This is a genomic window from Muribaculum intestinale (assembly GCF_002201515.1).
In the GTDB taxonomy this organism is placed as follows: domain Bacteria; phylum Bacteroidota; class Bacteroidia; order Bacteroidales; family Muribaculaceae; genus Muribaculum; species Muribaculum intestinale.
Map to the genome: position 1 here is coordinate 18530 of NZ_CP021421.1, position 23884 is coordinate 42413.

Below are 23884 nucleotides of genomic sequence, written 5' to 3' on the forward strand. Positions count from 1 at the left end.
CCACAAAATGCTACACATGGAGGAAAAAACATCCATTATTCTGTCTCATCGCCGCGAGGGGATGAGCATCCGCGAGATAGCGCGCCGCAACGGCATGAGCCGCAAGACCGTGCGCAAGTATCTGCGCGAGTTCGAGAGAGAGGCCGGCCCGTCACCGACAGAGCGGGAGGTTGACGATTATCTGCTGACCAGGCCGAAGTATGACAGCAGCGGACGCGTCAGGCGTGTTGTGACCGATGATGTCCGCCGTCGCATCGATGGTTTTATCGCCCGCAACCGGGAGAACGTCGCTGCCGGATTGCACAAGCAGCAGATGCGCAAGCTCGATATGTGGCGACGTCTTCAGGACGATGGCGTGCGTATCGCCTATTCCACAGTATGTCAGTATGTCCGTGCGCTGGAGGCAGCGCCGAAGTCGCAAGAAAAGCCTGCAAAGGCATATATCCGTCAGGACTATGAGCCTGGATTCCGTTGCGAGTTCGACTGGGGCGTGCTTACCCTGTGGATCGGTGGAGTCAGGACTCGCCTTCACATGGCGGTATTCACCCTCGACCACAGCAATATGCGCAAGGCATATCTGTTTTCGCGCGAAGATACCCTGGCTCTTATGGAAGCCCACCGCAACTGCTTCCGGGAGTTGGGGGGCACCCCGCGCGTGATGGCCTATGACAACATGCGTACCGCCGTAAAGAAGTTCCTCGGGCGCGACCGCGAGCACACGGATGCGCTGCTGCGCATGGAGGTACACTACTGTTTCACACCCCATTTCTGCAACCCTCGCTCGGGATGGGAAAAAGGCAAGGTGGAACGTTCGGTGGAATATATCCGGCGTCGTGCATTCTCGTTCGAGGTCCGGTTTGACTCCCTGGATGCCGCGCAGACGCATCTGGCGGCAGTCTGCGACAGGCTCAACACAGAGGCGTCCAACATGTCGGCGGAAGAAAAACGCCTGCGCATACAGGCCGATCTGGCGGCGCTACGTCCGTTGGACCACGGTGACATCGGCTGCTTCGAGCAGCGGCTGTACCGCGTCGGAAAGTATTCAACGATAACCGTTGACGGAGTGCACTACTCTGTGCCCGACCGTCTGGTGGGCTCGCAGGTGGCGGTAAAGCTGTATTCCGAGCGCATCGTGGTGCTTTACGGACGCGACAAGGTGGCCAATCATGCCCGAAGCCGACGCTCCGGCGACTGGGTCATCGACCTGATGCATTATCTGGGTACATTCCTGCGCAAACCGGCCGCTCTGGGGCGGTCTGTGGCTCTGCAACAGGTACATCCGTCGGTGGCGGCGCTTTACCGCGAACACTTCCGCGAGTCTCCGCGAAGCTTCATAGAACTGCTTGTGTTCACCCGCGACAACAATCTGGCATACACTGACATCGTCCGTGCCGCCACAAGTCTTTCGTCCCGCGGGCTCCAGCGCCTCTCATCTGAACAGATACAGGCTCAGATGATCTCGGCGGAAGGACATATGCAGTCAACCGCCGATATCGCGGCAACGAACGTTCCCGACCCGCAACAGGCTGAAATAGAAAGTTCGGCAAGCCATACCCTTGACATGCTTTCATCATTTATGGAATATACCCGCGCATCGCAGGCAGACTGAATACCCCCCCAAAAAACAACCAATACACTGAATGACAATGACAGACATACATGAAACAGACCGTGACGGACTTCGGGAGCTCATTCGCTCATGCGCTTTCGACCTTAAACTCCCGCTTGTGCGGCGCGACATCGACCTGCTTATACAGCAGAGCGCCGACGAACAATGGAACCTATGGCGGTTTACAGCCGAACTGCTCCGGCGCGAAAAAGAGAACCGCTCTGAAAACCAGCGCCGTCACCGCATCAAAAACGCAGGGTTCCCGCAACTTCGCTATCTTAACGAAATCGACACCGACGCTCTGCCCGCCGATGCCCGGAAAGCGCTCCCGACACTCGAGACACTCGACTTCATCAAAAACGGACGCAACCTCATTCTATACGGCAATCCCGGAACAGGCAAGACTCATCTGGCGACAGCTCTCGGTATCGCCGCATGTAATGCCGGACACTCGGTGCTGTTCACATCCGTGCCAAGACTGCTCACGCAGATACGCGAGTGCCGCAACGCTTTGACACTCCGGTCGCTGGAAAACAAGTTCGAGAGATACGACATGGTCATCTGTGATGAGTTCGGATACGTCTCCTGCGACAAGGCCGGCGCAGAGATGCTCTTTAACCATCTCTCCCTCCGCACCGACAAGAAGACGACCGTCGTCACAACCAATCTCGCCTTCAACCGCTGGAACGAGATTATTGACGACAAAGTACTGGTCACCGCAATGGTAGACCGCCTGACCCACAAGGCTATACTGCTTAACATGACAGGCAAATCATACCGCATGAAAGAAACTCAGGAAATGATGACTCAACAAATATAATTATCTTTGCATCCCCATCCCGGGTGGTCCCCTTTTCAAATGCTATCCGGGTCCCTTTTCAAATGTTAGATACATGCGACTTAATAAAGTGAATATCACCAAGTTAAGTCGCTTTCTTTTATTTTTACGTGCATATTACGTGCAAAAGGCCTGCACGCAACTTTGAGTTAGGTTCACTCTTCTTCGTAGTAGTAGGAGTAGTCGATGCCTTTCATGAACATCTCGCGGTCGTTGATCTTGTCGGTCAGCGCACCTTCCAGCAAGGCTTTGATATGGGTTGAGTCAACAACACTCTCGCGCATGGCTGTCAGATATTCATTCTTGTCAATCCGGCTCCAGTCCACGCAGCGTTTGAGCGAGCGGCGGAGCATCAGGTCGAGCCAGATGCGTGTGCTGCGCCCGTTGCCCTCCATAAACGGATGTACCACGTTCATCTCCACATACTTGTCGGCAATTTCGTCAAGCGTCGTTTCCGGCATTCCCTCAATGGTCGGTATGATGGTCGGAAAATGGAGGCAATTCGCAAAAGTGAAACCTCCCTTTGATATATTCTTGTTCCTGATTTGTCCGGCAAACTCATATAGGCCGCCGAACAAGTAGGCATGAATCTGTTGCAGGCATTTCATACTGCCCGGTTCAAGAGAGTTCAGCAGTCCGCTTTCAAACAAAGTGTATGCTTTCTTTCGGCTCTGACCGTCAATGGTATTATCACTATAGGTAAACCAGTCGAGAAACCCGCTCGCCCGGTTATTGGGATAATGCTTGGCAAGAAGAATAACGCCATCGCTATTCAGAACATCAGCAATACGCTGTTTGCCATCCGGGGCCTCGAATTTGAACCCGTGAGTGGGACTCACGAGTTGAACACCTTCCTGTTTCAGCTTACGTTTAAGCCAACGCCAATAGTTGCCGGCCTTTGTATAGTCCGGCTCATTATTGATAGCGCGCACCACATCCGTAGCCGAGAACCACCAGCAGTTATTCTCGTCATCCCAAACCGCCCTCACCTCGCGATCATTGAAAAATCGTATCGACTTCTTACTCATTGTCTGTTTCCAGTTTTATAGACTTCAATTCTTTAGTGAGAGATGGACGGAACCTATATTCCTGCAATAGAAATTCGACAATTTCCTTTTGCGTTTTTGAATACCCAAGTTCTGACAACGATTCCAGGTCTGCTCTGAAATATGAGTACTTGGAAGAATTGACTTTTTTCTTTGGGGGGAAACGGTCGGCAGCGTATGCACGGACTGTACGGATTAGGATCGCCTGCATTTCTTCAAAATGAGTTTGACGCAATGATCCGGCGTACTTTAACGGAGTCCGATAATCAGTCGAATCCTTTGCCGTTGCTTCCGACACGAGACGGAATAACCAGTCAAACTCACCTTCCTCTATGAGGAATGGGGCGATTTCATCAATGACATTATAACCGGTTGCCTTTGAGAGCAGATTATGGTAGAATGCGTTCCATTTGTCCCCGTCAACAAGTTCCTTGAGTTGATGATAGAATTTTGCTTTATCGTTGTAGCTGTTATAGAACAGGCGTTTGAGATTATCTATACGTTCTTCCAATGTGCCATGTTCCACAAGAAGTTGCTGTTTAAGTTCAAGCCAGTTCGGAGTCTTTGGCGAATAGAAGTAAGAGCCATTGTCCTTGATTGCCTGCGCCCTGTCGAGCAGGAGGATAGCCTCAAGCCAGTTGTCGGCATCAAGCAACTCATTATAATATTTCAGGCAGACTTCAGGATACTGTATTTCATCCTCCATATATTGGCGAGCTTCATCTGCAAGACCCATTGAACGGATAAAATCAATTTTACGGCACACCCACGTCCCTGCCTCATCACCCAGATTCTCGTCAATCAGAGCATCGTATATTCCACACGTAACTTCATCGTTGTCGCGTCTGAGTGCGATAAGTTCAAGAATAAAATCGTATGGCGAACCAATGTAGTCGTCTATCACATCCTTCTTTTTAGCAGCTTTAATGAGTTTTTCTAAAGAATTCAGAATATCGTGGCTGACATCCTCGCGAATCATAAGAAGTCCGACAATGTTTCCCAATACATCCATTATATCCTGAATACTGCCGGAAAAATCATCGCCATACCAATCATCACCGTAAAAATCCTCATCAGTCACCTGCATACCGACCTCTTTGACTATTACGTCACACAGGTCATATAGCTTCTCGGTAGACAGCGAGTCTGCGTTTTCGCTCCATGGCTTTATCAAGTCATTATAGACATTGCTCCAGTCAGTCGCTTCTCTCACTTCATGGCGCGAGAAGAACTCTTTTGTCTCGCGGTTTACGGCCTGACTGAGTTTGCGGGCGAAATCCACATTTTCTACCGAAGGGCAGAGGCAATTTCGGACATAATCCTTGAAATCAGAATGTTTGTTGGCCCATCCTGAAACAATATCGCGCAAATCGTCTTCGTTCGCATGGGCAATCAATTGCGATATATCTTTAGATGTATTCATTTTTCTTTTGTTTATTTCTTGGAGCGGAGTCGCTTTTGTTCGGCTTCAAAGGCTTCGAGGAAGTGGATTTCGACCGGGGATAGTTGATACTGGGTACGCTCACGGAATTTGTCGTATTCCTCATTGGCTTTCAGCTTGGCAACTTCGGCCGAGACGCATCCGGCATGGTTCAGTAATTCCTTACCCGACAGCTTCAGGAAATCGTCGAGCTTCTGAATCCAGTCTTTCACATACATCGGCACATGGCTCTTGGCCTGAAGTTCGGCAAAGTCAAGATATAGGTTGACGATTCGGTTCAGCATATCTACCTCCTCTTCTGCGAGATAATTCTTCGCAATCTCAGCCTCATGTTTGGTAGGCATGGCACCTCGCCATGTTGTCAAACCCATGAAATCCTTTTCGGCATTGGCACGGTCATAGATAACCTCTGCGGCAGTATGTCCGTGTGCGGCAAAGTGCATTTTGTTCTGAACAGTCTTGAAGAACTGTTGGGTGATAGCGGTGCGAGGGTCATAGTCGATGCTGAGGGCGTAAATTTCAAGTACCTTGCGATAGAACACCTTTTCAGAGCTGCGTATATCTCGGATTCTCGCCAGCAGCTCATCAAAATAATTTCCTTGTCCGGCATTTTTCAGCAGGTCATCATTCAGCGCAAACCCCTTTATCATATATTCCTTCAGCACCTGAGTAGCCCACTGCCGGAACTGCACACCACGATGAGAGTTGACACGATAACCCACGCTGATAATCATGTCAAGATTATAAATGGGAATCTTACGCTCAACCTGCCGTTTCCCTTCCGTTTGAACTTGTGCAAAAAATGCACAAGTTGAATCGGCGGTTAACTCACCTTCATCGTAGATTCTTTTGATATGACGTTGTATAGTTGAGCGGTCGCGCTGAAACAACTCCGCCATCTGGTCTGCAGTGAGCCACACAGTCTCATTTGAGAGCCGAACCTCAATCTTCGTCTCTCCGCCCTGCGTCTGGAATAATATTATCTGTCCGTTATCCATTTACAAATCGTATAGTCTATGTTTGTGACCGCGTTTTAGTTCGAATTCATACTCTCGTACCAATGACTCTTTTTCCTCTGTAAGATATTGAATATGCTCAAGATAATTTATTTTATCTTTCAATTTTCTTATCTCTACAATTAGCGATTCCAAAAACTCAATCCTACATTTTATGGCAGGTGCAAAACTATCTCCGCCAGTCATTGAATGAGGGAATAAATCTAATTGCCGAAAATCGGTGAGGTTGGTATTGGAAGAAATGAATGTAATGTAATGACGGATTCTAAAAGAACCCATATATGACGATATTATCTCAAAAATAATACTGGAAATATTACTGTTTTGGCAGTATTTATATATCATATCATCTATGAAATTTGCAGCAGTATCATCCTTTAGATTACAAAAGAACGAATATAAATTCTCTTTTTCGCTATATGGAAAATAGGCCATAGCACCATAATACTGTAGTGTCGACTCAATAACTATGGAATAGTTCTCAATATCCCATATAAACTCATAGGGATGGATTTGATACTTAGTGACAAATGTTGGAAAGGCTTTACAACATTCGACCCAAAACTGCGGTGATATTTGCAATAAATACTTAAGTAATTTATGGTTATAATCAAATTTATCTTGACTTTTAATAGCACTGATGTATGCATATTTGACAAGATCTGTTTTTGATTGATGTCGTTTGCAAAATTTCAACAAAAACTCTTCTGATCCAGCAATAGACATAGCATTGCGAATTCTGTATATCAGAGCAGCCATTATGGAGCGACATCCATTATCAAAACTCTCAGCGGAAAAATATCTATTACATAAACCATCTATGGTAAACCACTCTAAAGAGTGATGACGTATAGCTTTACAAAAATCCGATGCAGAAACCAGAGATGATGCATTATCAATAATAACGATATAAGCCAACAATAAGTCTGATTTTAGATTAAGCCTTTGAGACCCAATAAATCCAACAAGCTCTGCTAAATCATGTCCCTTACTATAATACGTTGAAATAATTCGAGTTGGTATAAAATACAATCCTTGATCAATACAGTATTGCCAAAGTTCAAATCCACTTTCCTGACTTAGTTCAAAAGCACATTCAATTACATATGATATCCTAACGTCATCTCCGATATTTTTGTAATGTGAGATATGTGCAATATCTTTACAAAAATTTATGAGTTCGGTGACTGATTTTGTTTTTATTATTTGAGCAATATTTTCTCGTTCAAAATCATATAATCTATTACATCTCTGTTTTCTAACCTTGCTTATCTGACAGTCCAGAAGATAATGCCTATTTGCCTTAGACCAATCTATCTGAAGTAGGTCTTTCCCCATAATAGCTTTTATTCTCTGACGAAGAGTTTCCAGATTCTTACACACATTGAAATCTTCTGTGATATTAAGTTTGCTAACACAATCGTTTATAAAATCCAATTCAGCACTTATTAGCTTTCGGGCAATAGATTTTACTTCATAGAAATCTTCATAAAGATCACTTAATAATACTGACTGATTTAAATTAACGATATTGCTATTAATCCATTCCCATATTCTTTTACGATTGGTCTTCAGTTCATCAGTGATAACTACTGCATAACGTCCGATTACGAAGTTCCTTCCTTTTATGCGTGAATATTGGTATGAAAACTTAAGAAATGATGGCAATACGCAGCTAGCTAATATGAAGCCAGTTTCACTCTCCTTTGATAAATCTATGAGAACTTCAATGATATTCGTTTCACGTTTGTATGAATTGGCATAGTCAATATCATCATATATCCAATGTTCTGATATTATTTTTACGGCACTTTCCATTTTATTAGGATGGCTTTTCAAAAACTCAACTATGAGAGCTAATGCCGTGGCGGTATCAGATTCCTCTGAATGAGAGAAATTAGAAAGTATGGAAAGAATTATATCAGAATTTACATAAGAATGACTAAAATCATCAAATTTATTTTCTTTAATTAAATTCTTAATGTAAAGAAAAGTCAATGCAGGAATCGCACCACCAAATACTTCTAAGAACTCGCATTTTTCTCGTTCTTCTTTGATAGAAACAGACAGACTTTTCCATGCATCGGAGATAGAACTTCGCGAGAAATCTATCACCTCCTTTTTATGGAAACAATTCCATACGGAAAATATACTATCTCTCAATCGTTCTCTTCGATTATGCAGGTTCTCAATTAGATTCGACAAACTTAGTTCTTTAAGGACATAGAAACATTTATAGAATGCATAAGTTCCAAAATTTTGATCCTCTATAGTAGCAATATCATCATCTGTTATACTAATACATTCCAAATCATCAAGCTTACGACATATAGATTTAAACTCTGACGATTCAAGACCAAAAACGTGTTCAATTTGATCTAATAATGAAGTCTCCTCTAAATCAACAACTTTGTAAAAAGAAATAATTGCAACTACCTTGATTAGCTTACAATCCGTACAATCCGAAATTAAACGCTCAAAGAAAGGTTTGTAATATGCGTCATAAACCCCTTCCACATTAATTAAATCGTTATACTTTTTTCCAGCCAAAGCAATTTGAGCACACATCACTGCTAATCTGATATTCTTACCAGTGATATTATTAATGCGTTTGTGCCACAGTGCATTAGTAATACCAAACGATGTAAGAATTTTTGATGCAAGATCTTCCGGAGATTCTGACATTGCAATTTGCTCAACTTTTACCAAATTAGAACATTTTGTAATTACGGAATCAAGAGCATAACTGCGAACTGTCGCAATAAATTTAACATTACTATTGAGGGTATGCTCATAAAACTCGATTGCCTCATCCCAAATGGCAGTTCTATTTGCATCATCTATAATGAACAAGTATGAGACATTTTTATCAACATTATCCAGCGTTTCTCTTATATTACGATTCTTTTCCTCAATAACAAAAGCTTCCGTCCCAGTCATATCTGAAAAGGCTTTCGCAATTTCAATTGCATAGCGTGTTTTACCCATCCCAGGCTCTCCAGAAATTATGAGAAAATCATTGGCTTTCAGTAATTCTAATCCTTTTGAAATTGGCTGTGCGTCAATCTCAAAATATGGATTATTAATTGGTGTTAAGTATGAAAACTTTGTAGAGGAGAAACGCTTAATAAAAGAATCAATTTCTACTAAATTGGGGAATGTTACAATCCCTAAATACTCTTGCAGTATTCTTGGGACTTGCCGCAGTTTAGTAGCGATATCATCAATTGAGAATATCGTTAATTTTATATCGGGATATTGTTTCCAAAGGTATGTTCTTAGATTGTCTTGAATATCTATCGCAATTCGTTGATTAGAAACCAATACAATCTCTTTTATTTCATCAATAGGGATTCTTGTTTTCTTGATATTAATACAAGAATCAATATCGTTTTTTAATTTAGCAACAAACTGGTTCTTTGGACGATTTGATTGTGTTGTATATTCAATTAAAACCTTTCCATCAGACATCGTAAAGACAGTATCGGGACTTCCTTTTACTGTTTTGACTTGTCCTTCTTTTGTTCCTCGAGATTCAATATTTATCGGTTTATAAATAGCCCTTAATAGCTCATCTCCCAATTGCTGGAAGAGAGCAGCACTCATTTGGCCTAATGGACCAATTATATCGGAGAGGATGGCCATATTTAAATTTCTTCAATATCCCAATTAAGTGTATTCTTTACGTGTTTCTGAAAAGCTGGGAACTGATTACCCCACTGATGACTTACAGCAAAAACTATCTCATCTGCACTTTTCAGGATGTTTTCCGGTTCAAGGTAATAACGATGCTCTGCATCTTGTCCCGCATCAATTCGGTTTTGAATTTCTACTAAGGGTCTTACAACGCCATAGCTTCCTTGTAGTAAATCAGGAAACACCTCTTTAATTTTTGAGAAGGTGGCCTGAGGATGTTCTGAAACATAATTCTTTACAACGGTAAGAACCGTTGCTCGTTTATTCATCGGTACACCACCATTCAGCGAGAACATAGCACGCTTTCCTTTCATTGTCTCAACTGGACTCGTAGATGTCGATTGTCCTTGATTCATAACTTTTACGCTTATGCCAAGATAGTCTGCGACTTGACGAATCATTTCAATCTTAGTATCGTTGCTCATGTTGACATAAATCCACCAACCGTCTACATTTTCTTGCCACTTGTAATTATCTTCCGTAACACGCTGTTTTCGACCTACAAGGGGAAAACCTGCAAAAATACGATTCTCAAATGTCGCTACACGAGGTAGCTTCATATGCTTCAATGCATCAATGAACGTATCTTTGCCATTTCCGGTGCATATATAGCCATCTGCAAATTCAACACGAAAAGGAGTGCTTGCGCTTCTGTTTATGCCCGTAGCTGTAACTATATGAGGTATTTTGGGTGAAATTTCCACAGCATCGGGGAGGACATCGGAGATGTTGCGCTTGCGTGATAGGCTAACTTTAAGAGGAGTTCCGGGAACATAGTCAACGACTAAGACCAGTTCACGCTGAACTTGCGCTAAAGCCGGTTCAATCTTTTCGGTGAGAGTCGGGAGAATCTCGGTGCGAATGAGATCCTCTTCAAGTTTCGCGGCTTCCTGTTTAAGCCGCTCATCAATAGGGAGATTAAGCTTACGCAGATTCTCCATTGTGATATATAGTTCGCTCAGTGTTGACATGTTCTAACTAAACTACCGATTGGATACCAATTAAATAACGTAGACACATACTTAACCTTTGATACGTCTGAAGTCCGGGCCTCAATGCAGCTATAATGACATTCATATAGTTTGTCATTAGAAATGGATTATTAGATATCATACTTAAGGTATTTCTAGAATAATCCAACCAATACCTAAATTGGTTTTCCTGCAAACTGTTACCTCGACGCATTAAATCAAGCCCCTGCCTAATAACGCCATCAAGAAGTATATAATTATTATTCATTGTTACCTCCTTCCCGATGCATCTGATCTAATTCCTCAACACTCATTATATCTGTAGAGTCCATGGCTTTTGAGGCTGCATCTGTTGAAATTTTATTCTGACGATTCAATTTAAGATTTACACCGAACCCCTCGAATTTCTCAAAAAGGGGAAGAATTAAAAGAATCAGCCAAAACACAAAGATGACGTTAAATCCATTAAATTTAGGTGTGAAAGTCAAATCTCTGCACTCTTCAAAATGTATAAATAGATAGATTGAACTACCGACAAATAGAATCGCATACCAAAGACGCTGCAACCAATACCCCAAAAACTCTATTGCATTTTCTATACGTTTGCAAAACTTCGGATATGAAGTTTTCTTAAACCACAGGTGATGGAATAGAAACCACGAAATTATGAAGGTTGCTAAAACAGATATTACTACAATCCACCAGACGGTAGATACCGGTATCATTTCAGCGTTTGCATTACAATATGGACACATATAATTTATTACTCAGTTATTGTTATACATTTTACTTGAAGAATATTTATCCATATCCTCTTTTGTTCTTCAGCATTGAGATCGATTTGGACTGATACCTTTTCCTTCTCATCTTCGGCTAGAGGGGAGATTTCTAACAACGCCTTATTGACTTCTTTATAGCGTTCTTTTGCTCCATCTATTGTCTTAATTGATATAGTGGGAATTTTCCAAAAGCCATTGCATAAATTAGTAACAATTACATAATCTCGCTCGTACATATACCTTATAGAGTCATGTGTCAGAGATTTAACCAATGAGTTCGGAGCGATGGAACATAGCCATTCGCCAAATGCTTTCATATAATCACGATTGTCCATAAGTGTCTATATTAAACAATTCATACTCTTCACGAGAGATTGGTGTTTGTGGATCAATGATGAGGACTTCATCGTAGATCAAATTGTAGAGATGATATACAATGATATCTATTAATGACTCGTTGGATGAAGTATCAACTGTGGGATTTTTTTGTTTTTCTTCAGTAACATTGGTTACTAAATCATGGAGTAATTCCTCTTGTCTTCTATCTAATCTAGGTATTGGGAGATTTTCAACCTCATAACTATTGACGTTGCTATTAGTACTGAAACATCTGAAATACCAATTCATTGCCTTTGAATTTAATATCGCTAGCAATGCAACTAAATCAATCTCATCACATGGGACTATATAGTTACATGAATGAGCAAGGTAATATCCACTCGGCACAAGTGCACTAACGAGTCTAACTTTATCGTTTGCACCTGTCATACCTTGCATTACTATACGAGGACTTGTATGATGTTGAGATTTCTCGGAAGTGCCAAATCTAGATAAGTATTTTGGTTCATCCACATATTCAATGACACCCTGACTCATATTAAAAGTATAGTAGTAACGTTGAATCGATGCTCCTTTTAATATTGCTGGAAATGCAGGATTCTTCGTAAAATATTCCTTGTGAACAGACACGTTGAGTTCTCCTTGGTAGCAATTTAAATGTATATCATTCTTCTTTGCCATTTTAGCAATTAAAGGAATGTTAGCCAAGGCCAATCTAGGAATACTATAGTTTACGGGATCTATTGATTGAATGTCATTAAATGAGAACCGAGTTTTAAGACCATATGTCATATGCCTATCATCCCAAAAATTCACAGTGAAACTTTCAGACGAAGAGAGGCCTTTTTGGGCACATAATATACACACGCTCATTTTTGCACTTTCAAAAACGCGCTTCTTTTTATTATCACGCTCTGGGAAAGAATCGAGTCCAATAACCTTATGAGTCGAAAGAATATCGCGTCTTAACAGCGTTGCCTGTTTATCAGCCAAAAATGAGTTCTGAAATATTAAATCCACAATACCATTCGGTTTACACAAAATATTAAAAGCGCTAGCGACAAAAAACTTATATGCGTTAAGCTTTCCCCCAAACGCAGATTTATATTCTCGAATAGCTTTTAGAATTGGCAAATCCGATGTATTTGTACCCTCATATACTATATACGGCGGATTCCCAATAACAATGTCAAAACCGGAGGCATTAGCATCATCACTAAAGATATTGCTAAATACAATTTTCCAGTCAAAGAATTTAATGTCAATCTGTGCTCTATCTGCTAAAGAGGTTGCAGGTGTAGTCAACGAAGTTATAAGATTATTCAGGGCAAAAAGGCTTTTACTCTTAACTTCTTCAATCGCACGAGCTTGTTTGGCTTTCTTTAACGCCTTTCCGGATAACTTTTTATCCTCAAATATATCAGATTCAATTCTACTTTCTACCTGAGCATTAGCTTTATCAATGCCAAGTTGAACTTTAAGAATATCCAGTATCTTACATTTGATTTCTATTTCGCGTTGGAATTTCTTATCTCCGTTCAAGTCAAATAAATCGTTTTGAAAAAGATGAAGCTCTTTCTTAAGTTTACCAAGTCTTGTGCTGCCTTTCGGTTTTTCTGGTAGTGCTATATATTCATCGTTAAATGTAGTGATAAGAGAGTTGCCACGCACAATCCTGTAATCAAGATTAGGAAGCGGGAGTTTTTGTTGTTCCTCCAAAAGAATGGCAAGCCAAAATCTGAGTCGAGCAATGTCAACCGCTCCTTGTTCAATATCGACCCCGTATATATTATCCCGAATAATAGCCTTCTTCACTTCGAGAGGATTAAACGGTTCTGATTCTTTAAGGAAGCCATATAGGTGCTGACGCGCAGTAAAAAGGATATTGAGAATGCCCATGGGGAATGCCCCGGAACCAATTGCCGGATCGCATACAGTTATCTCTTTAAGAAGCTTATAAATTGCTCTCGCATTATCCTTATTTTGCAGAGCATGATTGACAAGCCCCTGATTAATCAAGTCTTCGATATCCGGGTGAAGCGATTCGGCTGTATGAGTCTTTAGATGTTCAATAATGCTCTGGCGACACATATACTGAACTATCTCTTTAGGAGTATAGAAAGCTCCCTTGTCTTTATTATCTTCAAGAAGACTTTCGAATACACGTCCTAACATTTCCGGGTCAATGCCAATTTCAGCATCATCCGGATCATTCTCGTCAATAGTGAAATTATATTCTCCTAAAAACTTAAACAGTTCTTGGAATAGCTTTTTAGGGAACTTGACAGTGAGTTTATCTTCACGTGTCTGTTCGAAAAGGCCTCCGTTGAGATATGGAATTTCGTTCCATTCATCTGCTAAATCTGTATTCCATCCATTTTTTGCAAATATTTCCTTGCGTTTTTCAGGTGGAGTATTCAGCACACCAAAGAATAAAGGTTCTAGAACGGCATCAAGGAAGTCATCCTGAAGAGGAGACGATTGATAAAGATTCTGCAAAAAGTTTCGGTCGTTATTCATCCAACCTTTCCTTTGCAGGAAGCAGAGGAATGTCAGACGACCAAGCATCTTCTTAACGTAATCTCTTACTCTTTTATTATCATTCTTGAATTGCGAGAAAATTTCAGTGTTAGGGTCTTCTTTTTTTACTTCCTCCCACTTGTTTTTAATTTTCTCGTATCGTTTTCCAGTGATATATTGGACAAAATCAGCATAGATATCACGGTATTTACCGAAAAACTCATTGCTTAGAGTCGCAACGGAGAATGCTTTTTCAAAGTCTTCATTATTACGTGGACTTTCAGCAAGAGTTTGAAAGCGCTCGGCTGCGGTACGACCACGGTAGCCTTTGCCAAAAACGTAAGTGTAGCGTTTGGCAGAGGTGGAATCCTTTAAAGAATCTCCTTTATATGCGTAAGAAAATCTCCATTGTCTATCTGCGACATCTTCGTAATGGAATACAATCATAAGATGTTGACGATAATCCATTATAGAGCGGATAAGTTGCTGAATATTGACGCGTGAACGCTCTATGTTCTTTGAGTCATCAAGAGTTACATCAAGAAGTGCAATATTATCAGCATTGTAGTTCTTTTCTGTGAGGTTTCCGATATATTTGATGTGCTTGATGCCGGCTTTTTTAGCTTTTTCTGCATACTCATCTCTTTCGGCAAGGTCATCGTTAATATTTTCGATTTCATTACCGAAGATTGGTTCAATAACATCCGCTATGAAACGTTCAGTTCCGGGATAATCATCGTTAAATATTTTTTCTAACTTATGCTTGAGTTCCATAGTTAGTTATTGTATTTCGTTTCAGAATAAATTACTAGTTTAGCGTCTCCACGTTTCGCTTGAGCGCGGTGAGCTAAATTTGATAGAGCTGTATCAAGCAAAGCATTTATATCGTCATTAGCACCAAAGAGCGAACCTTGGTAGTTCTCGAATCTCATAACCTGTTTGATGACATAGTTATCTTTTGCTCTGACAAGTTTTTCAATCTGTTTTAAGAGTTTTTTCGACTCTTGTGTCACATCCGAACGAGAGCGTAAGGATGATAACACGGCAAGTGCATTCGCAGACTTTCTGCTTGAATCAGCGGCTGTAATATAGTGGGCAACGTGTTTTTGATAGGCTCGCTTAGCTATTTCAGCAAGTGTGTCATCACATTGCATATTGAAAAACTCCGCATCAGGCTCACATTTCAATCGCTGCATAGTAGACAATGAGGAGATTATGTTAGAAGAAGTATCTTCCTGAGTTTTCTCTACATCTACTGAAATCAATTCTTGCGAGTCGTCTGTGAATACGAAAATACCATGAGCGTTTTCATCACGAATCTCTAAAACACCTCCAAGTCCGTTAGCATCTACGGAGGCGATATAATCATATCGTTCCGATGAATTATCCCGAAATGCTTTCAGTTCTTTGATAAATGGCCCAAACGGAGATTCATCACCATCAACGAAATGTTGCAGGTCATGCTCAACAAGTTCTTCGCGCTCACTGAAAACCTTATTATCTTCGCCAAACATCTCATGGAAAGACTGGAGTTTAGCGTATGCTTTTTCAATCAGACGAATTTGACTGTTGCCTTCGTCTGATGGGAAGAAGTTGAATACATGGACAAAGTTTTCAGTAGAGCCTATTCGGTTCACACGACCTATGCGCTGCATCAAACGTGTCGCGTTCCATGGTGCATCATAATTGAGAATGACATTAGAACGGTGTAGATTCACTCCCTCAGCAAGAACTTCGGTTGTAACGATAACATCGTAATCATCACGACGCTTATCCGGCTTACAGTTTGCATCGAAGTTGGCTTCAATTTCTTCTTGTCTTTCAGTCCGATTCCCTGCCGAAATACTCAAAACTTTATGACCTTTAGCTTTCAATGCTCTCTCCAATGATTTGAGAGTGTCAATAGCTTCAGTAAATATAACTAAGCGAGGTTTATTCGCTCCCGATGGATTATTAATTTCAGGATTGAAAAGTTCGGGATTTATAGCGTCCTTGAACCGGTCGAATTTTGGATCTTCCGTGTTTTCTCTCCACCGTTCAAGTAAAGAATCGATAAGTAGTTTGTCATTTTGCAAGTCTGCGAGATACGATTCCTTAAAATCAGAGGACTTAAAACACCTGTTGTTACCACCTTTACGAGCTATGATAGTTTCTACCGCAGTTTTGAAAGCGGCAAAATTACCCTTGGACTCGTTGTGCAATTTGTTTACATCTATATCAGGACATATAAATACACAGTCGTGTTGGAGCATATCTATCATAACCTCATTGTATCGGTTCAGATTTTCAAGCGTCTTCTTGAATGCGGCAAGACTGCTTTCCAGACGCTTTACCAATAGAATCCGCATAATACGCTGAAGTCTTTGCGTAATGCTATCAACCGTAAGGTTTCGTTTCTCATACAGTTTCTTGTTGCCCTCATCGACGAAGTGTGTAATTGCGGCATAACGGTAAAAGCCGATATGTTTATTCGGGTCAAAAGACTCTCCTAAGGCAGGAGGACATATGGCATCTACGGTATCAGAAAAGAGCTTTGATAGTTCCTCATCCATCTTATATTCGAGCTTATGTGGCCCTTTGACAGTGGGGAACTTCAGTAATTCTGCATCTTCTCCATATAGATTTCTAATATCGGTACGGGTACGACGAACTACGAGGTCATTAAGGACACTGTTTCGGATTTTTTCTGAGACCTCCTTAACAATAGTGCGTGCTTGAATTTTACCCTCATCTGTATCCTGAGAAATGGCTCGTGCTTCTTTAAAGCGTCTTTCCATCGCATTAAATAGAGAGTCAAGCTTGCCACCCTCGACATTAGGCAAGTTAGAGTTGTTGGGTGTGCGTTGAAATAAGCGTATTTGATTATAAAGATCTTTAGGCGAGTTATTCTGTGGAGTTGCAGATAATAGTGCAACGTAGGGAGTGGGATTGATAATGCCAATCAGGTCATCAATCGCCTTGTATTTTTGAGTATCAGAGTTGCGGAAATTGTGGCTCTCGTCAATTAGTACCAAACCATAGTTCCCAACCTCAATGTTATCAATTTCGTCACTATCATCAACATCATCGACATCCTCCAATTCATCAGTAATTTTACCGATGCTTCCGGTTGTCACAAATTCGACACATAGACCAATATTATTACGAGGATTATCATTGTCAAAATCCTGGATTGTCTTTTCCCATGCTTTCTTAATCGCTGGCGGAGTTACAATCAGCACTTTACGAGCGCGACCGAGAGATTCGGCATTTTCAAGGAAATGACGGATAAGCAATACACCTACAACAGTTTTGCCAAGTCCTACAACATCACCAAGAATAAAACCCCCAAATCGTTTCATCACCGAGAAGCATTGTTTTACCGCGTCAAGCTGATATTCAAGAGTATTGAATGACGGTGGCAAATAGGATTTAAGAATTTCAGATGTATTCGCATCTACCATATCTCCAAATTGCAATTGTAGATACTTGATATAGACATCGTAAGGAGTAAGAGGATTTTCAGTCTCATTGTCTTTCTCAATTTCTACACCGATAGGTGATGGCTTAAGAATATTTTTAATAAACTTGCCAGACCATAATTCGCTGTTCTGCCATAGCTCCTCAAACCATGCTTTGTGAGATTTCGTATTTGAATATAGTGTGAAATCTGCTGTAACGCAGTTGCTATTTTCTTCAAGGTAGTTCAATTCCGCATTACTCTGAAGACCTTTTGCTGTAAAGTTCGAGCTGCCGATAATACCGGTTCCTAATCCATTACCAAGAAAAATGTAACACTTAGCATGGAGGAATTCTTTATGTTCCCCCTGACCATACACACGAATCTCAAACTTTCCATCCGGATTCTCTTCTGTCAAGGCATTATCAATAATCAGCTTACCAATGGGTTTATACTCATCGGTAAGAGATTCGACATCTCTCTGAATATAGAAATCCGGGAATTGATGCGCCTCACGAGAGGCTTGATAATATTGCAATTGTGGCTCCTGACCTATCAGTAAGTCAAGTTTCCCACCCCTTGAAAAAAAGTCCTTAAGTTCTTCATAGACTAAAGCAGTGCCGGGTAAGTCCCAATAACCAGTCGCAATCATAATATGATTACAATCAGGTCGTGAGACCAACTCTTTAATATATTTGACGAGCTTAAACTGCTCGGAATTATCTATTAAGGCATTCGCCATATCTATGAAAAAAATTAAAACTCCGGTGGCAGTTATCTGAGGGCTGGCCGAGCCTGCAACGACTGCTTGGGAGTTTCGGAATTTGAGTGGTTTGGCGGCATCGCTGCCTGAGGGTTTAAACCGTTTCGGCCATATTCAGATTTTTATGGTTGCCATTTATGCAAAGTTACAAAGAATTTTCGAGATGGCAATCGGTTATGCTGTAAAACCCAGGGCTGGCGCATGAGATTTAACTCAAATTCAGTCAAAAATTCACCTGATTATGTGAAATAAACTTTCAGATATTGCATATATTGCTGAAAATGGATATATTAGAGGTATGCAAATAGAAATTTTCAGCAAAGTAAAAGACCCGCGTGACTTGGGCAAGGTTAAACATGAGCTCGAGGATGTGCTCCGAATGGCACTCATCGGCGTGTTGTGTGATTGTGAGGACTGTGACGACATATCGGATATGGTTACAGACCGAGAGGAAGAATTCAAGGCCGCCGGATTGCTGAAGCTTAGCAACGGCGTCCCGTGTGGTGACACGATACTTCGTGTTGTAGAGTCTGTCAATCCCGCTCAGCTCCGGGCAAGTCTTGATTGCTGCCGAGGCCACATAATCGAATCCCTGTGCGGCAATCAGGTCATCATTGACGGTAAGAAACTGCGGGGTGAAAATCCCAGGAGTCCCGGATGCCACGGACTGTATATCCTCAATGCGTGGGTATCTGAAACAGAAATCTGCGTTGCCGAAAAGCCGGTGGATGGCAAGACCAACGAACTTACGGTTCTGCCGTCCGTATTGTCCTCTTTATGGCTTACAGGGGCATTGGTTTCAGTCGACGCAATGGGGACCCACCGTAATATCGCAGAACAGATCATGCTCCAGGGCGGCGACTATCTGATGGCGCTTAAAGACAATCAGCCGATACTCAAGAGCTTGACGGAAAGTATCTTTAGTAGGACTACTCCATTATCGGTATACACAACCGAGGAAAAGGGGCACGGAAGAGTTGAGAAGAGAACCTGTTCAATTATGGATACGACACTTTTGGAACAGGAGGGAATGTACGAGAAGTGGCCCGGTCTTAAACGTATCATAAAGATGGAGCGTGAGCGTACTGAGAACGGTGCCCGCTCGCGTGAAACAATCTACTATCTCAGCAGCGTGGAGAAAGATGAGGCTTCTTACTATGCGATGCGTATTCGTGCGCACTGGGGTATCGAGAACAAACTGCACTGGCATCTCGACGTGACGTTTCGGGAAGATATGTGCCGCGTACGCGCCAAGAATGGCGCTGTCAATTTTTCAGCGATGCGCAAGTATGCATTGGAAATGCTTAAAAAGCAGAACGATAAACTCAGCCTTAAACGAAGACGCAAAAAATGTATGTGGAGCACTGAATATCTGTACAAAGTCTTTAAGGATAGTTAAATCTCATGCGCCAGCCCTGCTGTAAAACACAACCGATTGCCAATGGGAAGGTTGCTACGCAGGTTGCTATTTTCTCGGCGCGATGCGATGCTTACGGAGGAAAGCGTCGAGGTCGGCGCGGTTGACGTAGATTTTGCGGCCTATCTGCGAGAAGGGGATGAGGCGTTGGTCGCGGTAGTTCTGCCACGTCTTGGGGGAGATGCCGAGGAGCTTGCGGGCTGCTTCGGATTCTATCCATTCGCAGTTGGCGTCATTGGCGTTGCGCCGGGTGATGAGGTCGATGATTTGCTCCAGCATGTCATGGAGGTTGCGCCATTCTTCTTCCGGCACTACGAACAGCAGTGTCGAGGGGTTGATATTTTGCAGGGTGCTTTGCATTAGGGCGTGAGGGTTCTGATTCCATCTACAAAGAAGATAGAATCCGGTTGATAATTCAGTTGTCTAATCGCTTGACTTCTCACTCAACTGAATACGCAACTGCCTGACCACTCAATCAACTGGTCACACAGGCGATTGACTGATTGGTTGAAGTGCTGACTAATCAGGTCTTCAACCAATCAACCGGTTAATCGCGCAACTGCACAGTCAGATGATTGGGTGGGTGATTGATTGGGCAGGTGTATAATCAGTTGGGTGAAGTGTCGATTGAATAGCCGTGGGACCATATAGGCGGCAGCAATCGACGGTCGTAGGGGCGGTAACATTTACCATCCACGCATAGGCGTGAGCCTATCGCGCTGAAAATCAATAGTGACTTGGCAGAGACTCAGTCGTGCAACTGATTGGCCAATCAGTCAATCACCGCCATGTGTCATAGTATTATTAAGAGACATCTCGTATCATCGACCCGATTTTGGAGCCTCCCGTCGGAGGCGTTTCGTGTCGTTGACGTTGCAAAGTAAGGGATAAATTTTCATTCCCACCAAACATTTTTGGCCAGATATAGTATAAGGTTGTACACGTATATAGCTATATACAATAGATATAGCTCCAACCGACGGAGAATCGCCCCAACTTTGCATCGAACAACGGAAGCTACGTCCTCAGCATCCGCACAGCCTCTTAACAGGGACCACGACAGAGGCAATCCATTCAGTTTTTCTTATTGGAGAGTGTGCCCATTGGAGCACAGCAAGGTGTCCAAACAGTTACCGTTTGGATTTTGGGTAACTCTGTCGTTCCCACAAAATAACCTTGCCGTGCCGGGGCTTGGGCGCGCTCCGAAGTCGCAATCCCCATGTTTTTCTTATACTTTCACAGCCTCAAAGCATCCATTAAGGCATTCGCCAAATCAGATGAGACCATGCGGATAACGTTGGTGTCGGCAAGGGAACGACCGACCAGGTTGACGCTGCCGTACCAGCCGATACGTTGGTCGATGATGGCGCATTGCATCCTGCATTCCGGCCTGTTAATGATGTTGAAGCCCATCGCCTGAAGTTCGGCTTCTCGATGACCTGTTTCAGAGATGACGATGGTGATACTGACACCGCGTAGTGAGGTGGCGGCCAGTAGGTCGATGACACGAGGTGTCCGGATCCAGCGCAGACGTGTTGTCGATATTACTATACTCCGTTTGGCTGATGCGAAGTCTGTATGGAATGGCTGCTCAAAGTTCACTGCGTCGAAGATGGCCTCGGTAGCAGTTTCGGCAAACAGCCCTTCATTAGCGACAGCGATGGAATAACCTACCGCTTTGTAACCATGAAGACGCTTGCGGTACATCGAGTCACAGACCGGAACGCGCAGGTCGATATAGTCGTATATACGAGTTTCGTTTTTACCGGGATAATTGCGGTGTAATCGTCCAGTATACTGCGCAATCAGGCCTTTCCATGACACGGGGAGTGCAAGCATCAGAGTGTCGAGCCGCGGAAGGTCGAAGCCTTCTCCGACGTATTTACCAGTGGCGACAACAATCAATGGCTCATTTGCCGGAATATCGTTCAGTCGGGACATTACCTCTCGCTTGGCTTTTGCGGAGTCATTGCCGACGAGTCGTATTACATTCGGGCAAATTTTGCTGCATTGTTCAGTAAGAATGTCAACGTGAGCCGTGCGTGCAGTAAGAATTATCGGAGTGCGCCCTTCAGCGAGATTGGCTGCGACATCATCCAGTATGAGCTTATTTCGCGATTCGTTTTCGATTAACTCATCAAGGATCTGAGCGTAGTTGCTGCCATCGGCATTGAGATTGCGGTAAGAAGTGAAACGTGGGATAAGGAGTCGCTGGAATGATTGTTGAACCTGCTGAGCCTTTGAATCGGCCGTATAGCGTATTTCGCCGCATTGCATGAAAATAATTGGCTGATGACCATCCTTGCGTATAGGCGTAGCGGTAAGACCATAGACATAATGGGCGTTCACCTCACGGAGAACGCGCTCAAAGTTGAACGCCGGCGTATGATGGCATTCATCGACTATCACCATACCATACTCGCGCACAAACGGTTTTACCTCATTGTCGTTGATGCACGATTGCAGTAGAGCAATGTCAATTTTGCCATTGAGTGTGTTCTCAGTAGATGACAATGCTCCGAATTGTTGGAATTTCTTACGCCGGCCACGACCTTTATGTTGTTCCTCTGGTCGAAAATCTGTTATCAGGTATTCCGATAGACGTTTTCGCCATTGTTCGAGCAGAGCTTTAGTGTGTACCAGTATCAGGGTGTTGACTTTCTTCCGTGCTATCATAGCAGCGGCGGTAACGGTTTTGCCAAAGGCTGTTGTGGCATACAGAGTTCCACAACGATGCCGAGCAAGTTCCTCAATAGCTTGTTCTTGCTCAGAATACAACTGACCGTTGAATTCGACTGCAATAGGCAATCCCGGATTTGCCTTATCCTGAATCTCAACATCCACATTATTTTCTCTGAGGAAATCTATGGCAGACTCTTCACAACCTCTTGGCACAATGAGATAATCGTCAGTTATCTCCGAGCATGATATTATGCGTGGAAGATTATAGACATGCAGTCGCATTCCGAGTTTCGCATAAAATTCCGGATTTTTGAACGCCGCCAGACGCTTGAGATAATTGATGGCTTTGGCTGATAATTCTTTAGTAGGGATATAAATTCCTGATGAGCGCACTATGGCGATACGTTTAGGAAAATCAGCCTTATACATAGGTCTGGGCAACGGTCGTTCCCATGGAGCGGATTCGCTGGATTTTGACAATTCGCCAAGCGGCTCCCTGTCATGTCTCGGCACTAACATCTCAATCTCTGCGGCTGTCATCTTCTTCATTCTTTGCAGATATGCCCATTGGTCAGAGAATGGTATGAAGTCATCATCAACAAACACGCTATTGCCGTCTTTACGTGCCCTCCCTTGTAGCGGCAAAGCCACGAGGTTGCCGAATCCACCCGTAGGCATAAAGTCTTGGTTAGGAAAGAATCGGTCGTATGATTTGAAAGACATTCTTCCCTCCCGTTCCATCGCCTCTGTTAGAATTGCATTGCCCAATCGCCGTGCCGTTTGAGCTTTTATATGTTCGTCAAACAGAATCCAAACATGAGCACCATTGCCGGAGCGAGATCGCTCGATATAAGCCGGAACACCCCAGTCACGGCAAACATTGACGTATGCCAACACATCCTTCTGATAGCCATGTTCACAGCTTTTGTCATCAAAGTCACAGCAAAGAAACCGGCAACTGTTATCTGGCAAAATAGCATAAACGCCGACTACATCACGTCCATTTGAGTCTTTCCCTTCAAGATGCCGATAAATGTCATTGTAGCCCAACGTCTGAAATTCGCGGTTGGGACATTCCGCACATTTATACTTTTTCTTGTCGCAATACTCCCGATTCCATTCCCGATCGCATACCGGCTGGTAACCGCTTTTACCTAACGAGGAGCTAAACCATCTACGGGCAAACACATCCTCACGTCCTTGAAACAAACTGCGAAAGAGTGCCACCTTCTTCTCCAAGGATAGCGTTGATACTACTGACGAGGTTGCTCTTCTACAACGATTCCATGCTTCGCCAGCAATGACCTAAGTCGGGCATTCTCAACCCG

General features: G+C 42.9%; 14 protein-coding genes. 3 read left to right on the top strand and 11 right to left on the bottom strand.

Going from position 1 to position 23884, the window contains the following annotated elements; translation table 11 throughout:
* Positions 1-7: 7 nt before the first annotated feature.
* Together istA and istB are read left to right on the top strand one after the other, a co-directional pair.
* Positions 8-1609: an IS21 family transposase gene (gene istA / locus ADH68_RS00100; RefSeq protein WP_068959738.1), complete on the top strand. Its 1602-nt coding sequence runs from the start codon at positions 8-10 to the stop codon at positions 1607-1609.
* A 37-nt stretch (positions 1610-1646) separates the two neighbouring features.
* The gene (istB, locus tag ADH68_RS00105; protein ID WP_068961956.1) at positions 1647-2429 is read left to right on the top strand and encodes an IS21-like element helper ATPase IstB; all 783 of its coding nucleotides are present in this window, start codon (positions 1647-1649) and stop codon (positions 2427-2429) included.
* Between the two features lie 173 nt (positions 2430-2602).
* On the opposite strand, the gene fic is transcribed toward istB, so the two are convergent.
* From fic to ADH68_RS00150, 9 genes are all read right to left on the bottom strand, one after another.
* Positions 2603-3475 (bottom strand): protein adenylyltransferase Fic, encoded by an 873-nt coding sequence (gene fic / locus ADH68_RS00110; RefSeq protein WP_068960308.1) that lies wholly within the window; start codon positions 3473-3475, stop codon positions 2603-2605.
* Positions 3468-4916 (bottom strand): hypothetical protein, encoded by a 1449-nt coding sequence (locus ADH68_RS00115; RefSeq protein ID WP_068960307.1) that lies wholly within the window; start codon positions 4914-4916, stop codon positions 3468-3470. The genes fic and ADH68_RS00115 overlap by 8 nt, the downstream gene beginning before the upstream one ends.
* Positions 4917-4927: 11 nt before the next feature.
* Positions 4928-5932, bottom strand: coding sequence for a virulence RhuM family protein (locus tag ADH68_RS00120; RefSeq protein WP_068960306.1), 1005 nt, complete (start codon positions 5930-5932; stop codon positions 4928-4930).
* Complete coding sequence (locus ADH68_RS00125; RefSeq protein ID WP_068960305.1) at positions 5933-9595, bottom strand: nSTAND3 domain-containing NTPase; 3663 nt, start codon at positions 9593-9595, stop codon at positions 5933-5935. It abuts the gene before it with no gap.
* 2 nt (positions 9596-9597) lie between these two features.
* A complete protein-coding gene (locus ADH68_RS00130) occupies positions 9598-10587 on the bottom strand; it encodes a hypothetical protein (protein WP_107033577.1) in 990 nt (329 codons plus the stop codon).
* A gap of 290 nt (positions 10588-10877) precedes the next feature.
* Positions 10878-11342: a hypothetical protein gene (locus tag ADH68_RS00135; RefSeq protein ID WP_068960303.1), complete on the bottom strand. Its 465-nt coding sequence runs from the start codon at positions 11340-11342 to the stop codon at positions 10878-10880.
* 38 nt (positions 11343-11380) lie between these two features.
* Positions 11381-11731, bottom strand: coding sequence for a hypothetical protein (locus ADH68_RS00140; protein WP_068960302.1), 351 nt, complete (start codon positions 11729-11731; stop codon positions 11381-11383).
* The gene (locus ADH68_RS00145; protein ID WP_068960301.1) at positions 11718-15029 is read right to left on the bottom strand and encodes an Eco57I restriction-modification methylase domain-containing protein; all 3312 of its coding nucleotides are present in this window, start codon (positions 15027-15029) and stop codon (positions 11718-11720) included. Before ADH68_RS00145 ends, ADH68_RS00140 begins: the two co-directional genes overlap by 14 nt.
* 2 nt (positions 15030-15031) lie before the next feature.
* Entirely contained in the window at positions 15032-18436 is a 3405-nt protein-coding gene (locus ADH68_RS00150) for a helicase-related protein (protein WP_068960300.1), read from the bottom strand.
* A 319-nt stretch (positions 18437-18755) separates the two neighbouring features.
* On the opposite strand from ADH68_RS00150, the gene ADH68_RS00155 reads away from it, so the two are divergent.
* Positions 18756-19856: an ISAs1 family transposase gene (locus ADH68_RS00155; protein ID WP_068960103.1), complete on the top strand. Its 1101-nt coding sequence runs from the start codon at positions 18756-18758 to the stop codon at positions 19854-19856.
* 66 nt (positions 19857-19922) lie between these two features.
* Here ADH68_RS00155 and ADH68_RS00160 read toward each other — a convergent pair whose 3' ends face one another.
* Together ADH68_RS00160 and ADH68_RS00165 are read right to left on the bottom strand one after the other, a co-directional pair.
* Complete coding sequence (locus ADH68_RS00160) at positions 19923-20234, bottom strand: helix-turn-helix domain-containing protein (RefSeq protein ID WP_068960299.1); 312 nt, start codon at positions 20232-20234, stop codon at positions 19923-19925.
* Positions 20235-21110: 876 nt separating this feature from the next.
* A complete protein-coding gene (locus ADH68_RS00165; protein WP_394370496.1) occupies positions 21111-23783 on the bottom strand; it encodes a TOTE conflict system archaeo-eukaryotic primase domain-containing protein in 2673 nt (890 codons plus the stop codon).
* Positions 23784-23884: the final 101 nt, after the last annotated feature.